At 66.3% G+C, this 15,034-nt stretch carries 14 protein-coding genes and 1 tRNA gene; 7 read left to right on the forward strand and 8 right to left on the reverse strand.

Annotated features, from left to right (window positions below):
- Window positions 1-497 precede the first annotated feature (497 nt).
- Together ACNSN7_RS07245 and tmcA are read right to left on the reverse strand one after the other, a co-directional pair.
- Window positions 498-568 (reverse strand) — tRNA-Gly (locus ACNSN7_RS07245).
- Window positions 569-654: 86 nt separating this feature from the next.
- Window positions 655-2,928 carry a tRNA(Met) cytidine acetyltransferase TmcA gene (tmcA, locus tag ACNSN7_RS07250; protein ID WP_418281610.1) on the reverse strand — a complete coding sequence of 758 codons (2,274 nt, stop codon included), beginning with the start codon at window positions 2,926-2,928 and terminating at the stop codon, window positions 655-657.
- A gap of 152 nt (window positions 2,929-3,080) precedes the next feature.
- Between tmcA and ACNSN7_RS07255 the strand changes: the two genes are divergently transcribed.
- Entirely contained in the window at window positions 3,081-3,527 is a 447-nt protein-coding gene (locus ACNSN7_RS07255) for a UPF0179 family protein (RefSeq protein ID WP_418281611.1), read from the forward strand.
- Window positions 3,528-3,593: 66 nt separating this feature from the next.
- Here the strand turns inward: ACNSN7_RS07255 and ACNSN7_RS07260 are convergent, their stop codons facing one another.
- The 6 genes from ACNSN7_RS07260 to sdhC all read right to left on the reverse strand — a co-directional run bounded on the left by ACNSN7_RS07260 (window position 3,594) and on the right by sdhC (window position 8,507).
- A complete protein-coding gene (locus tag ACNSN7_RS07260; protein WP_418281612.1) occupies window positions 3,594-4,229 on the reverse strand; it encodes a uracil-DNA glycosylase in 636 nt (211 codons plus the stop codon).
- Between the two features lie 133 nt (window positions 4,230-4,362).
- On the reverse strand, window positions 4,363-4,593 hold the full coding sequence (locus ACNSN7_RS07265; protein WP_418281613.1) for a TrmB family transcriptional regulator: 231 nt from the start codon (window positions 4,591-4,593) through the stop codon (window positions 4,363-4,365).
- Between the two features lie 325 nt (window positions 4,594-4,918).
- Window positions 4,919-6,748, reverse strand: coding sequence for an FAD-binding protein (locus tag ACNSN7_RS07270; protein WP_418281614.1), 1,830 nt, complete (start codon window positions 6,746-6,748; stop codon window positions 4,919-4,921).
- Between the two features lie 55 nt (window positions 6,749-6,803).
- The gene (locus ACNSN7_RS07275; RefSeq protein WP_418281615.1) at window positions 6,804-7,706 is read right to left on the reverse strand and encodes a succinate dehydrogenase/fumarate reductase iron-sulfur subunit; all 903 of its coding nucleotides are present in this window, start codon (window positions 7,704-7,706) and stop codon (window positions 6,804-6,806) included.
- Window position 7,707: 1 nt separating this feature from the next.
- Entirely contained in the window at window positions 7,708-8,079 is a 372-nt protein-coding gene (locus ACNSN7_RS07280; protein WP_418281616.1) for a succinate dehydrogenase/fumarate reductase transmembrane subunit, read from the reverse strand.
- A 2-nt stretch (window positions 8,080-8,081) separates the two neighbouring features.
- Entirely contained in the window at window positions 8,082-8,507 is a 426-nt protein-coding gene (sdhC, locus tag ACNSN7_RS07285; RefSeq protein WP_418281617.1) for a succinate dehydrogenase, cytochrome b556 subunit, read from the reverse strand.
- 366 nt (window positions 8,508-8,873) lie between these two features.
- Here sdhC and ACNSN7_RS07290 point away from each other — a divergent pair, with 366 nt between their 5' ends.
- The 6 genes from ACNSN7_RS07290 to ACNSN7_RS07315 all read left to right on the forward strand — a co-directional run bounded on the left by ACNSN7_RS07290 (window position 8,874) and on the right by ACNSN7_RS07315 (window position 14,530).
- A complete protein-coding gene (locus ACNSN7_RS07290; RefSeq protein WP_004046659.1) occupies window positions 8,874-9,068 on the forward strand; it encodes a cold-shock protein in 195 nt (64 codons plus the stop codon).
- Window positions 9,069-9,244: 176 nt separating this feature from the next.
- Complete coding sequence (locus ACNSN7_RS07295) at window positions 9,245-9,955, forward strand: TetR/AcrR family transcriptional regulator (protein ID WP_418281618.1); 711 nt, start codon at window positions 9,245-9,247, stop codon at window positions 9,953-9,955.
- 6 nt (window positions 9,956-9,961) lie between these two features.
- Complete coding sequence (locus tag ACNSN7_RS07300; RefSeq protein WP_418281619.1) at window positions 9,962-11,314, forward strand: MFS transporter; 1,353 nt, start codon at window positions 9,962-9,964, stop codon at window positions 11,312-11,314.
- Between the two features lie 132 nt (window positions 11,315-11,446).
- Window positions 11,447-11,923, forward strand: coding sequence for a 50S ribosomal protein L11 (locus tag ACNSN7_RS07305; RefSeq protein ID WP_418281620.1), 477 nt, complete (start codon window positions 11,447-11,449; stop codon window positions 11,921-11,923).
- A 201-nt stretch (window positions 11,924-12,124) separates the two neighbouring features.
- On the forward strand, window positions 12,125-12,418 hold the full coding sequence (locus ACNSN7_RS07310; RefSeq protein ID WP_418281621.1) for a DUF8072 family protein: 294 nt from the start codon (window positions 12,125-12,127) through the stop codon (window positions 12,416-12,418).
- Between the two features lie 192 nt (window positions 12,419-12,610).
- Window positions 12,611-14,530 (forward strand): methyl-accepting chemotaxis protein, encoded by a 1,920-nt coding sequence (locus tag ACNSN7_RS07315; RefSeq protein ID WP_418281622.1) that lies wholly within the window; start codon window positions 12,611-12,613, stop codon window positions 14,528-14,530.
- Window positions 14,531-15,034: the final 504 nt, after the last annotated feature.

Raw genomic sequence — 15,034 nt, forward strand, 5'->3', positions numbered from 1 at the left:
AGGGGCGGTCGCCGGAACCGCTCGGCGACCGCCCCTGACTCCCTCGCACGCGCTCCTCGCGCCCGGTGGGCGCTCGGAGGCGCGCGCCGCTGCATGCGTTCTTTATAAGTATCCATCGACGTCGCTCACGGTCGTTTAAATGCCGCATCGCGACCGGCGACCTGCAACACCCACTCCCGCTATCGATCACCGCTGTGTCTGTACTGGGTAATTCATGAGTTCCCTGTATTGACCGCAATCGGGGCAGAATATATCACTTGCTGAGGATTTCAACGGAGCCACTGAAAAGGGAGTTCGCTGAGAGGAACGAAGCGAACGTCGACTGACGAACTCAGTCGGAAATGCACCGGCCGAGATTCCCGTGAGCGGAGCGAACGGGAAGCAGGCCGGAAACCGACCGCAGGAAGTGCACCGGCCGAGATTTGAACCACGGTCGCTCGCTTTGCTCGCTCTCTGATTCAAATCACTCGGCGATTTCTCTCACTTCGTTCGAGAAATGCACCGGCCGAGATTTGAACTCGGGTTGCAACCATGGCAAGGTTGCGTGATACCACTACACTACCGGTGCGTGCTTCGCGTTTACACGTCCGTCCGAGAGACACTTAAACCTGTCACATCCGGCCGACCGCGGCGACCCGGACGCCGTCCCCGCCGTCAGTCGCGGAACCGCGTCCGTTCGGCGTCCGCGACGTCCGTTCCGTATCGGTCCACGAGCGGCCTCACGCCGTCGCCGAGCGCGCGCATACACGACCGCGTCGAGACGTAGCCGAGCTCGTCCGCGACGTGCTCCCACGGTCGACCCTGCAACACCTTCCGGACGAACAGCCGCTCCGTGCGGTCGTCGATCCCGTCCGCCACACGCGTCCCGTCCTCGCGTATCAGCGCCGCGAGCGCGAGGTCGCGGAACGCCCCCGGCGCGACGTCGTACATCCCCGGCCCGTAGGACGCACCAACGACGACGCGCCACTCGTGGTCCGTGAGATCGACCTCGGCGGGGGCCGGACACGCCCGAAGCGCTCCCCGAACGACGTCCGCGTCGACGTCGCGGTGGGCGTCCGACAGGGCGTCCCGCTCGCGGTCGCGGAACGTCGCCGCATGGCGGGACAAAAGCGCCGCTCCCGCGTCGGTTTCCGGTCGGAGCATTATCACCGAGTGCTCCCCGGAGGCGTCGTTTCGCGTCGTCGAGAGGTGAACCGTCCGGTAGTTCGCCCGCCGCCAGAACCGGAGCAGGCGCGGGGTCGCCCCGTACCCGACCGCGAAGTAGTCGACCTCCCCCGCGAACTCCTCGTGGATCCGGTCGAGGAGGCGCGACCCGAACCCCCGATCGCGAACCGCGTGGTGGGTCGCGATCCGGACGGTCCGGAGTCCGGTCGACTCTGCTGCGTCCTCGTCCCGAAGCTGGCTCGTGAGCACGTCCGGCACCATGTTCCCGCGGACGCGCTCGCCCTCGTACATTCCGCGGCGGGTCTCGGCGGGGAGGTTCCCTTCCCTGGCGAGCAGCGCGACCGCGACCACGTGGCCGTCGACCGCGAGCGCGCGTGCGGACAGGTTCGGGGCATCGAGCAGCCGCGCGAGGTCGTTCGGCTCCGTCCGGTAGTGCGCGGCGACGAGCAGCCCGAACGCCTCCGAGAGGAGGTGCTCGTCGGCGAGCAGCTCGTCGCCGCCGAGCGCGCGGTACTCGGCCGTCTCCGGCATCGCCCCCGCGACCGCCTCGTCGACGACCGGGCGAGCGTCCAACAGGAGCGCACGGAACGCCCACCCCTCGACGGGATCGTTCCGGGCGTACCGGATCGGCTCCGCCAGCCGGACGTCCCGAACCGCGTGCTCGCTCGCGTCCAACCGCTCGCGGAACCGGACGGAGAAGCCGCGGCCGGCACCCTCGTAGCCGTGGATCGTCGTGCAGAAGGCGACGGACGGGGCCGCGAGCAGCCCCTCGAGCAGCCCAACCGGAAGCGCCGCCGCCTCGTCGACGACGACGACGTCGGGATCGTCGGGCAGCGCCGCCGCGTCCGCGGGCGATCGGAACCGGACGCATCCGCCGTCTACGGTCGTCAGGACGGTTCGATCGTCGGAGGAAACGAGCGCGTCACGCTCCGCGAGGAGCTCGCTCGCCCGCGCGAACAGTTCGGCGGCGTTCTCGAACGCCGGTGCCGTGACGAGCACGTCCTGCCCGGCGAGCGCGAGCGATCCCGCGGCCAGCCCCCCGGCACTCGACTTTCCCCGCCCGCGGTCCGCCTCGACGACGACCGCCGAGCCCGGCGACGACAGGCGTTCGAGCGATCGAAGCGCGCGTGACTGGTCGTCGGTCAGGCACGCGGCGTACGCCGCCTCCGGAAACGCCGCTCGTGCCGGTCGACTCGACGAGGACCGAGGCGTCCACGCCACGGGATACGTGAGTCCGTCGCGCTCGACCGTCGGGCGGGGGTCGTCGCTCTCCCCCGCTCGGTCGTCGAGCCCGACGATCGCGACGCCCGGATGCCGCCGGAGGGTTCGAACGACGCGCGTCCGGAACCGACCGGTCACGTCCGAGAGCCCGTACGGAGGCACCGCGAGCGTCTCGTCGAACCCGTCTCGAATCCGCGGCCAGTCGTCGAGATCGGGAGTCAAGAGAACGAGGAGCCCGCCGCCGTCGACCGCGCCGGTCACCTGCCCGAGCGCGTTCGGGACGAAGCGATCGTGACAGTCGAACACGACGACCTCCCGCGTGCGACCGAGCAGCTCGCCGGCGGCCCGCGGACGGCGCTCCGGGAAGCGGAACCCCTCGCGCGTGGAGACGATCGTGACCGCGTCGTCGTCGACGCCGACCGCTTCGACCGTCTCGTAGGCGGCGTCGAACCCCCGATCGCGATCGCCCGCGAGCACGAGGAGGCGTCGCTCGTTGGCCCGTTCGGCTTCGCGTTTCAGCTCGGCCGCCAGCTCCGCGATCATCGATTGGAGGTTGCCGGGGGCCGGGGATGTGTCTTCCCCTCTCGATCTCCTCGGCGGGTGGACGGCGAGCGGTGGGCGTTTCTCCCGTACGTCGCAGGACGCGACGCGTGGAAGGCGGGACGCTTACGGCGACGGGGGTCGTTCGACGTGACATGACCACGGTAACGCTCATCGGAACCCGGCTCGCGGACGTCGGCCGCGAGTTCGTGTACGAGGGAGAAGCCTCCGGCTGTGACGGCTGTCCGTATCGGAGCCAGTGTCTCAACCTTTCCGAGGGCACCCGCTATCGGATCACCTCCATCCGGGAGAACGCACAGACGCTCGACTGCGCGGTCCACGACTCCGGCGTCCGCGCGGTCGAGGTCGAGCCCGCACCGGTTCCCGCGAACGTCCCCTCCAAGCACGCCTACGCCGGCAGCAGGGTGGCGCTCGCGGGCCCCTGCCCGCACACCGAGTGCCCGAGCCATCAGTACTGCGTCCCCGACGGTGCCGGCTTCGACGAGGAGCGCGTCATCGAACAGGTGCTCGGAGAGCCCCCTCACGACCACTGCGCGCTCGATCGCGACCTGACGCTGGTGAAGTTCCGCGCCGAGCAGTAGGAGCCCGCGCCGTCACCCCCGACGCGAACTCGTTGCCGTCGCCTTCGCGACGGCCCCGATCAGCGTTCAGCGTTCCTGTCGCCCCTTCGTCTGTCGATAGTCCCGAGCTAACACGCTCTCGCGCATGTGCTCGAGGAACTCGCCCGCTCGCTCGTCTGTCAGTTCCTCCGGCTCGACCATCGGAACGAGTTCGAACCCGCGACCGCGGATCGTCGTCGCGTGTTCGGCGTCGATGTCGAACGAGTCCGGTCGGCGGGTCGTGTACTCGACCGCGAGCGCTCGGAGTGGGCGCTCTCCGACCGGAACGATGATCTGCGGATTGATCATCCGGATCTCGGCGTTCAGGAACGGTTCGCAGGTCCGTACCTCGTCGTCGGTCGGATCGCGGCCCGGGTGTCGGCACCGCGTCAGGTTGGTGAAGAAGACGTTCTGGACGTCCGGCTCGGTCGCGTCGAGAGCCGACCGGACGAACCCGAGGTCGGCGAACATCGACTGGACGCGCTCGCCGCCGCCCGCGCCGGTAAAGGGAATGCCGTTACGTTCGGCCGCAGCCGTGGGAGCGACCCCGACGACGAGGAACTCCGCGCCGACGTCGCCGTAGCCGTGGACGACTCGCTCGCGCGAGCCGCACAGCTCCGTGCAGTTCTCGCAGTCGAGGTCCATCCCGAAGGGGTTCTCGAACTCCCGTTGGTTCGCGTCCACGACCGTCCGTGCGTGCTACGGCGTCGTAAACCCCTCGCTCGGCGCGTTGGGTCCATGTGGGACGGACCGTTTTCGGCGCGTCCAGCAGTCGCTCTCGGAGAGAGGATCGAGCGGTGCGAGGACGCGGGGTGGATCAGGTCAGCGTGTACGTCTCGTCGTCGCAGGCGATCATGTCCTGCCTGCGGAGCGTCTTCAGAATGCTGTACAGCGCGATCTTCTTCATACCCAGCGAGTCACCCATCTCCGAGACGGTCGCGGAACCGTTCGTCGTCAGATACAGGTACACGAGTTTCGCTCGGGGAGACTGCAGCTCCGGCGGCAGCGCCGGCGTGACCGTCGCAGGTGCTGTCTCTGTTTCCAACATCTTGACTGTCCCAAACAGTTCGACGATAATAAATCCCCCATTCAACGATCGTCGAAAGTAGCGGATATCGAGGAGATAGCGGTTAACGATTCGATTTACGACGCTTAAGACGTCGTTCGGAGACTCCCGTACTGAACGTTGGGGTTCGTGCCGGTAGGTATTTCGACCGTCGACGGATACGAAACCGTGATCGATCCGGAACGATCGGTGCGGTTTCGGCAACCGGCGAGTCGCCCGCGTGGTTCGCGTCGCGCCAATGGCGACGATGTGTGTGCGGAGTCGTCGTCCCTGAACGACGACCGTGTCGGAGGCGACCGGCGACCGTTCAGTACGACCGTACCTTCGGCTCGTACGTTTTCTCCTCGCCCTCCAGAATAACGGGTTTGTACCACAGTTCCGGTTCGCCGTCGTGCCAGGAGACGAGCGTGTGTTTGAGCCAGTTCTCGTCGTCGCGGATCTGGTTCTCCTGTCGCCAGTGTGCGCCGCGGAACTCGTTTCGCGCGAGCGCACCCATCGCCAGGGCCTCCGCGATGTCGAGGACGTTGCGCGTCTCCATCGTGTGGATGAGGTCGGTGTTGAACGTCCGCGACGGGTCCGACACCGCGACGTCCTTGTACGCCTCGCGCGCCTCGCGGAGGTCGACGAGCGCCTCCTTCAGCCCGCTTTCCTCGCGGAACACGTTGACGTTGTCCGTCATCGTCCGCTGGACCTGTGAGCGAACCTCGGCGTGGTTGCGTCCCGTCCGCTCCAACAGCGTCTCGACGCGCTCCTCCGCGCGCTCGACCGCGGCCGAGAGCACCGAGTCCGCGTCCGCCGCCACCGCGCCACCGTCCGCGGCCGCGGGGTCCGTCCCGCCGGACTCGCCGAGTTCGACCTCGAACTCGTAGTCGGCCGGCTCCCAGTCGCCCGCCTTGCCGGTTGGGATCTCGGCGTCGCCCATGTCCTCGCCGGCCGCATGACGGCCCGCGCGCTTTCCGAACACGGACAGTTCCGGGAGGGCGTTGCCGCCGAGTCGGTTCGCACCGTGGACGGACGCACACGCACACTCGCCGGCGGCGTACAGTCCGTCGACGACCGTCTCGCCGTACTCGTTCGTCTCGACGCCGCCCATCGCGTAGTGCTGGCCGGGCTTGACCGGCATCGGCTCCTCGAGGCCGTCGGCACCCTCGAAGTCCTCCGCGAGGTGGAGGATGTTCTCCAGGCGGTCGAGGATGCGCTCCTCGCCCAAGTGACGCATGTCGAGGTGGACGTACTCGTCCTCGATGCCGCGACCCTCGTTGACCTCGGTGAGCTCGGCACGGGAGACGACGTCGCGGGAGGCGAGCTCGCCGGCGTTGTTCGCGTAGCCGTGCTCGAACATGAACCGTTCACCCTCCGCGTTGTAGAGGATGCCGCCCTCCCCGCGGACCCCCTCGGAGATGAGCACGCCCGTCGAGGGAAGCGTCGTCGGGTGGAACTGGATGAACTCCATGTCCTCCATCGGAACGCCCGCACGATACGCCATCGCGACGCCGTCGCCGGTGTTCGCGACCGCGTTGGTGGTGTGATCGAACACCTGTCCCATCCCGCCGGTCGCGAGGACCACGCCGCCGTCGGCGCGGAAGCCGGCGATCTCACCGGTTTTGATGTCGTAGGCGACGACGCCGTGGCAGGTTCGGTCCGCCGGGTCCGCCTCGTCGGTGACCGCCAGGTCCATCACGTGCCACTCGTCGTAGAGAGTGATCCCGCGCTTGACCGCCTGCTCGTACATCGTGTGGAGCATCTGGTGGCCCGTCTCCGCGCCCGCGTACGTCGTGCGCGGGAACGAGAGCCCGCCGAACGGGCGCTGGGAGACGCGGCCGTCCTCCTCGCGGGAGAACGGCATCCCCCAGTGTTCGAGCGTGATCACTTCCTCGGGGCTCTCCTTACAGAGCGCCTCGACGGCCGGCGCGTCCCCGAGGTAGTCCGATCCCTTCATCGTGTCGTACGCGTGGTCCTCCCAGGAGTCGGCGTCGCGGAGCGCAGCGTTGATCCCGCCCTCCGCCGCGCCCGTGTGCGAGCGGACCGGGTGAAGCTTCGTGACCATCGCCACGTCGGCTCCGGCCTCCTGTGCAGCGATCGCCGCGCGGAGGCCGGCTCCGCCCGCCCCGACCACGATTACGTCGTGTTCGTACATGATTGGTGTATGTTGTGTGGTAAAGTTCGGATGCTCTTGAGCGTGTCTCCCGGAGTCACCAGAACTTCAGGTTGTTCTTGACCGCTTCGCGTTTCAGCTCCTGGATGTGCTCGGTGAGGGGGATGTCCTTCGGACACACCTCCGTGCAGGAGAACTGGGTCTGACACCGCCAGACGCCGTGTTCCTGCTCGATTATCTCCAGGCGCTTCTGTTTGATGTCCTCGCCTTCCCGCTCGTCCATGGCGAACCGGTACGCCTTGTTGATCGCTGCGGGACCGAGGTACTCGTTGTCTCCGGCGGCGATGTTACACGAGGACATGCACGCGCTACACCAGATACACCGGGTCGACATCTTCACCTTCTCGCGGTTCTCCCGAGTCTGACGCTGTTCCTCGAGATCGCCGTCCGGCAGGTCGTTCGTCTGGAAGTACGGCTCGACCGCCTCCATCTGGTCGTAGAAGTGCTCCATGTCGACGACGAGGTCCTTCGTCACCTCGGCGTGCGGAAGCGGCTCGACGCGGATCGGCTCGTCGAGCTCGGAGATCTGCGTCTTGCAGGCCAACTTCTGTCTCCCGTTGACGAACATGGCGTCCGACCCACAGATGGCCTGGCGACAGGAGTGTCGGAAGGTAAGCGAGGAGTCGTACGTGTCACGCGAGTACATCAGCGCGTCGAGCACGGTCATTCCCTTCGTGAAGGGTACGTGGAACGTGTCGAACCGAGGCTCCTGTTTCCCCTCGACTTCGGGGTCGTACCGGAACACCTTCAGCTCGACCGTGCTCTCGTCTGCCGCGGCCTTCTCGGCCTCCTCGGCCTGTCGCTGTGCGCGACGCTCCGCCGCACGGTGGCGCTTCTCCTCGCGTCGGACGTCCCCCTTCGAGGGAGCGTCCTCAGCGGCGTCCGTCTCGGTCTCCGCGTCCGTACCCTGCTCTTCTCCCTTCGGAACTTGCGTACTCATATCAGAACACCCCGATGCCGGCCCACGCGTTGGCCGTCCGGATACCCTGTGCGATGACGACCACGCTCGCGACGACGAGCGTCCACTTGATGACGGTCCGCTTCGTCCCCGTGAGCCCTTGGTTGATCAGCGCGTTGTACACGCCGTTGACGCCGTGGAACGTGGCCGTCAACAGGAACAACACCATCAGCGAGTAGTAGCTCCACGTCTCCATCCGCCCGGCGCTCATGAGGAACGACACCTCGTCGGCGTGGTGAACGAAGTGAAGCAGGAAGAAGTGGAACCCCAATACGCCGATGAGAAACACCGCAGTCACCCGCTGGAGGAGCCACATCGTTCCGCCCGGCGTGAACGAGGAGTATCGTTCCGCCATGGTCAGAACGCCCCCGCGATGAACGTCGGAACTGACGCGACGGTGATCGCACCCGTCAGGATCAGCGACGCGTAGAAGCTCTTGTCCTGTGATTCCAGCCCGATCCCGAGATCGACTAAGAGGAGCCGCGTCCCGTTAAGCATGTGGAACACGGCCACCGCGAGCAGCCCGACTTCGAGGATGCGCACGAGCAGCAGCTCCTCCAGCGTGACGATCGTCTGCGTGTAGACGTCGTCGCCCGCTTGAAGGACGGCTTCCTCGGCACCTGCAGCCGGGATCGCGGTGCTCAACACGGCGATGTGTGTAAAGAGGTACCCCACGAGCACCCAGCCGGTGAACTTGTGGAATATCCAGGCCCACATCCCCGCCGAGAACTCCCGCCACCTACCGAAGTCCTCTATGAGGCCCCGATTGTACGACTGACTCATACGTACGGTGCTGTGTCCCGGGGTCGTATAGTAGTTTCTAACGCGGCGGGTGCGTACGGGGACGATCCGGTGGCACGTACGGGGACGATCCGGTGGCACGTACGGATATCACACCGGGTCACACCGGCAGTATGCACGGAGATCGCACCGGCGGTATGCACGGAGATCACACCGGCGGTATGCACGGAGATCACGCCGACGGTATGATCGGAGATCGCACGGCACGGGTGCGTCGGCGTCGTCCGGCGTCGATACGTCCGATCCAGTGTGGTGTCGACCGCGCTTGGCCTCGTGTGTGTCACTCGTTCACTCCCGCTCCTCGGTCGCGGAAGCCTTTTAGGTTGGTGGCGCGCTTGTACGGATGCAATGGCGAAAGGCGAAGTTGACTTCTTCAACGACACTGGCGGTTACGGCTTTATCGAAACTGACGACGCGGACGAGGACGTGTTCTTCCACATGGAGGACGTCGGCGGTCCTGACCTCGAGGAGGGGCAGGAGGTCGAGTTCGACATCGAGGAGGCCGACAAAGGCCCCCGCGCGACGAACGTTACCCGTCTGTAAGCGAGCAGCACGTAACTTTTGGGCGCATCGATTTTTCGACTAACCGACCTCGTGAGCGACGGTGATAGGCCCGCCAACACGTATCGATGGACGGATACCGCACCCACACGCCGACGGCGATCGGTGAATGTGCCCACCGATAGAGATTTACCGATCGCTGACTGACCAGTCAGTCAATGAGTGAGGAGCCGAGCGCGGCCGACGAGATCATGGACGGGGTCTACCGCGCGCTGTGTGCTCACGGCTACGCCGGACTGACGATGCAGGACATCGCCGACGAGTGTTCGAAGAGCAAGTCGCTCCTTCATTACCACTACGACACGAAGGAGGACCTCCTCGTCGCGTTCCTCGATCGCGTCATCAGCGACTTCGAGGATCGCGTCAACGAGCGCTCCGACCGGCCCCCCGTCGAGCGGCTGATCGAGTTCATCTGTTGGTTCGTCTTCGAGCCCGACGAGACGGATCGCGAATCGTTCCACATCGCCCTCCTGGAGCTCCGCTCACAGGGACCGTTCAACGATCGGATCCGGGACCAGTTGGAGCGCAGCGACCGGCTGCTCCGCGGGACGGCCGCGGAGATCCTCCGCGAGGGGATCGACGACGGCGTCTTCCGCGACGTCGACGTCGAGGAGACGGCCGCGCTGTTCGTGGCGACGCTCGACGGTGCGCGGACCCGACAGATCACCGTGGCGGGCGGCGACCGGAACGGTCCCCCGTACACCCGAACCGTCGCGGAGGCGGCCGTGAATCGTATCGTCGAGCCGCTGCTGGTCGACGGCGTCGAACACCCCTCACTCGACGAGACGATCGCGTCGATGCCGGCGCGGACGGGCGAGGAACCGGGTGATGCGTCCGTCACCGAGCCGACGGACGGCAGTCAGACGTAACGAACCGTGTCCCGCCTTCCAACGTTCGGCATCGCTCGACCGCCGACGGTGTTGCTCGCGGTGATCGCCAGCACCTTTTTCGTCGGGTTCGGCGGCGGCGTCGTCTTCCCGATCCTCCCGAACCTCGGGGCGGTGCTCGGAATCTCCGCGTTCATGGTCGGCGTCATCCTCTCGGCGAACCGATGGGTGCGGCTCGTCGCCAACGCGCCGGCCGGAGCCCTGGTCGACCGGTACGGGACCCGGAAGCCGTTCGTCTACGGACTGTTCATCGAGGGAATCGCCACCCTCGGCTACGTCGTCGCCCTCGTGATGCCGCCGGCCGAGTCGTTGCGGTGGGTCGCGGAGGCGCTCCCGACGATCGCCGTCGGATCCGTCGCGATCGGCGCGAACGAGTGGTTCACTCCGGTCGCCGTCGCCGTCGCACCCGAGACGTGGTTCGTGCTCGCACGCGTGTTGTGGGGCCTCGGCTCGGCCGCGGTGTTCGCGACCGCCTACACCATCGCGGCCGACGTCTCCGACAGCGGCTCTCGAGGGACGAACATGGGCGTCGTGCGCGGCGGGATCACGATGGGCTTTCCGGCGGGCCTCGTGCTCGGCGGCGTCGTCTCCTCGCTGGCGGGCAACGTCGCCGCGTTCTCCGTTGCCGCCGCGTTCGCCCTGGTCGCGAGCGTCGTCGCCTATCGACTCGTCCCCGAGACGCACGTGACGACGGACGGCGAGAAGGCGTCCGTCAAGCCGTGGGACGTCGACACGTCGATCCCGGCGGTGACGGTTGGATTCGTCAACTTCGGATTGATGTTCGCGTACATCGGCGCGCTGTTCGCCACGCTCGTGCTGTTTCTGGGTGCGAATGACATCTCGCTGCTCGGACTGAACGCGCAGGGTACCTCCGGGATATTCATGGCGGGCACCGTCGTCGCCGCGGCGACGTTCATGCTGATCGGGGGGCGGGTGTCCGATACGAGAGAGTCCAGAACGCCGATCCTCCTCGCGTTCCTCGTCGTCTCGTTTGCGGGTTTCCTGTTTCTGGCACGGGCGGGATCGACGCTCGATCTGGCGCTGGCGTGCCTGTTCATCGGGGCTGGGCAGGGCGGGACGAGCGGGCCGATGATGGCGCTTCTGGCGGACCTGACGCCCGACGAGCGGATGGGACGGGCGTCGGGGACGAACAACGTCCTCGGCGACGTCGGCGGCGGACTCGGGCCGATGGTGTCGCTGCCGCTGATCGATACGGTCGGGTTCGCTCCGATCTACGCGGCCTGTGCCGCGATCCCGCTTCTGGCCGGCATCACGCTGTTGCTCGGCGTCCGCCGGGAGACGGGGACGTTTCTGCCGGGACGTGTCGCGACGGAGGCGTGATCGTCGGCGTCGGCTCGAGTTCGGCGGCGCGTGAACGTCTGACGGCGCGTGAACGTCCGACGGCGTGTGAATCGCTCTCCCGCCGCGCGTGAAAGAACAACCGTTAAAAGTCGCCACCGGGTTCGTACGGGTATGGCTGGAACTATCGAAGTGCTCGTCCCCGGCGGGCAGGCCAACCCCGGTCCGCCGCTCGGTCCGGAGCTCGGCCCGACGCCGGTCGACGTGCAGGACGTCGTCTCACAGATCAACGAGGAGACCGCCGCGTTCGACGGGATGGAGGTTCCCGTCACCGTCGAGTACGAGGACGACGGCTCCTTTACGATCGAGGTCGGCGTCCCGCCGACGGCGGAACTGATCAAAGACGAAGTCGGTTTCGACACCGGTTCCGGCGAGCCCCAGAAGGAGTTCGTCGCGGACATGTCCATCGAACAGGTGAAGACCGTCGCCGAGCAGAAGTCCTCGGACCTGCTCTCGTACGACACGAAGAACGCCGCCAAGGAGGTCGGCGGCACCTGTGCCTCCCTCGGCGTCACCATCGAGGGCGAGGACGCCCGGACGTTCGACGACCGCGTCGACGCCGGCGAGTACGACGACGTCCTCGACGCGTAACCCGCTCGACGGACCGCACCGTTCCCACCGGCACACACTGGTTCCACGGTTCGTTCGCGGGCGACCGGATCGGTTTTCGCGTCGTGTTTGCGCCGACCAGCGTCGGCGCCAGTGCTGCCGTGTCTCACATCGATACTACAGAGCGCCGCGTCGGCCCGCAGTATCCGCGACGCTTTTGCCGGACGCGTCCGGTGGTCGTGTATGGCTGATCTCCATCCGATCGCGAAGCGGATCCACAACGTGCAGCCGCGGCCCGTCCGTCTGGAGCTTCACTCCGGCGAGACGGGCGTCTTCGAGTTCTCGTCGACTGAGTTCTTCCAGCGGGAGTTCCGCGGGGAGGGCGTACGCGTCGACGACGACACCGACGCCGAGTTCCGACTGATCACCTCCGATGACGGCGAGCGCGTGCTTCTCGGCCGCTCTGGCCCCGACGAGGAGGGCTGGTCGATGGTCGGGTCGATAGCGACCGCGGAGCGAGCGGACGACCATTCCTGAGGTCACAGCTCACCCGCGAGAACGACGACACGGTCGCTCCGAGAACGACGACGCGATCACGGTCCCCGCGGGTGCTCGGCAGCACCGATCTCCGGGCGTCCCGATGTGGAGAGCCAGCGAGACGATCGCACCGAGTATCAACACGGATATTCGGAGGGGAACGTTCTTGCCGGTGTTGTGACGACCGGACCCATGAGCGAAACTTTAGGGAGCACCAACGCCGAGACAGCCGATCCGTCAGGGTTGACACACGACGTTCGAGCGATCATCGGATACATCCCAGATGGCACGTCGATGCCGATGGAGATGTGGGAGCGCCGTCACCGAAACATCCTTCTACTCATCGTCGCTCAGGTACCGTTTATCGTCGCGTTGGGACTGTACGAGGGAACCGAGTCCCTCGTCACCGGTGCGACGATCCCCGCCGTCCCGCAGTGGATGGTGGGTGGCTTCGTCACCGTCATCCTCGGGACGGCACTGCTGGCGAACTGGTCGCGGCTCGGGCGGCGGCAGCGAACCGTGCTCGCGGCGTTCAGCGCCATGACCATATCGATGGCGCTCGTCAAACTCTCCGGCGGATTCATCGAAGCGCACTTTCACTTCTTCGTGTTTCTCGCCGTGCTCGCGGTGTACGAGGACTGGCTCCCGTTCGCCGTGGGAATGGTGTACGTCGCCGTCGGCCACGGCCTCTTCAGCCTGATCGATTCGAGTCTCGTGTACAACCATCCCGCCGCCATCGAGAACCCGATCGCGTGGGGCGGCGTCCACGCGATGTTCATCACGGGCCTTGCTCTCGCGTTGGTGGTCAACTGGTACTCCATCGAGAAGTCACGCGAGGAGGCGCAACGCCAGCTCGAACTGGTCTCCGAACAGCGGTCGGAGATACGGGACGTCGAGGCGGCCAAAGACGAGGTCGAAACGCAGCGGCAGGAAGTGGAACGGTTGAATCGGCATCTCGAAGCGAAAGCCGACGACTACAGCGCGACCATGGGAAAGGCGGCGAACGGCGACCTGACGGTACGGCTTGACGCGGACGGCGACAGCGAGGAGATGGAGCGGATCGGTGCCGCGTTCAACGAGATGATGGATGAGATCGAATCGACCATGCAGGAGATCCAGTCGTTCGCCCACGAGGTGTCGGACGCGAGCGAGAAAACCGTGGCCGGCGTTGACGTCGCCGAGCAGCGGAGCACGGACGTCGGACGGTCGATCGCGGAGATCGCCGACGGTGCGGACGAACAGCGCGAGATGCTCGCACAGGTTTCAGACGAGATGAACACCCTCTCGGCGACGATCGAGGAGGTCGCCTCGTCGACGGAGACCGTCGTCGGCGCGGCCGAACAGACGGCAGCGATCGCAGGTGACGGTGAGGACACCGCTCAACAGGCGATCGACAGCGTCCAGGAGTCCCGAGACGCGATCGGCTCGACCGCCGAAAAGGTCCAGACCCTCGACGAGCGGATGGACAACATCGGGGATATCGTCGACCTCATCGGGGACATCGCCGAGCAGACGAACCTGCTGGCGCTCAACGCGAACATCGAGGCCGCACGGGCGGGTGGCGGAAGCGGGACCGGCGCGAGCGACGGATTCGCCGTCGTCGCGGACGAGGTCAAGCAGCTGGCGGAGGAGACGCAGGACGCGGCACAGGACATCGAAGCGCTCATCGACGGCACCCAAACACAGACCGAAGCGACGGTTGCGGAGGTCCGCACCGCCGAAGAGCACATGGAGGACTGTGCCGAGGCCGTCAGAGACGCCGCCGATGCGTTCACGCGGGTGGCGGAGAACGCGGCAGAGACGGACGACGGGATTCGAGAGATCGGGACGGCGACCGACGATCAGGCCGCGAGTACGGAGGAGACGGTCTCGATGGCCGAGGAGGTCGCGGACATCAGCAAGACGACCGCCGAGGCGGTCGACGACGTCTCCGAAGCTGCCGACGAACAGCTCTCTGCCATGTCGCAGGCGACCGCCGAGGCCGGATCGCTCGCCGACCAGTCGGAGCGGCTCCAAGAGCTCCTTCGGAACTTCGACGTCGGCAGCGATTCGCCGACGGTGGAGGCGGGCGGGTCCACGGTCGCCATGAGTGACGGCGGCCAGTCCGACTGACCGACGACGTCGAGGACCCGCATCGGATCCTGTGATACTCCCGCGCCACCACGCCCGCGAACGCTCACGATCCCGCGCCACCACGCCCGCGAACGCTCACGATCGTATCGCGATTTGCGCGTGGAACGTCCGTTCGCGTGGACTTGACCTCGTGGAGTGGTTCAACTCCGACCCAACGCTCTCGGCGTCGTGACGTGATTCTGGGGAGCTGTGAAAACCGAACGTGGGTACACGCCGTAAGCACGTAGGATCGAGTAGCATACCGTTCTTTCTGTCCGCTCACCGAACGAGAAGCACATCGCTCGGAGGAGACTCGTGTTCCGCAACCTCTCTCGTCGATACCCGGTTCAAGCTGGAGTGGGTCGATTTCATATCGCAGTACACAGTTTATATGATCGCTAGCCAGTACGTCCGCGTGTGACGCTCGATCGCCGAACGGTACCATCCTGGTCTATGTCGTGTGTCGTCGACGTGTAGGTGTCTACTGACGAAGCGAATGGCTCT

This window comes from Halorubrum rarum (assembly GCF_048380895.1).
Classification (GTDB): Archaea; Halobacteriota; Halobacteria; order Halobacteriales; family Haloferacaceae; genus Halorubrum.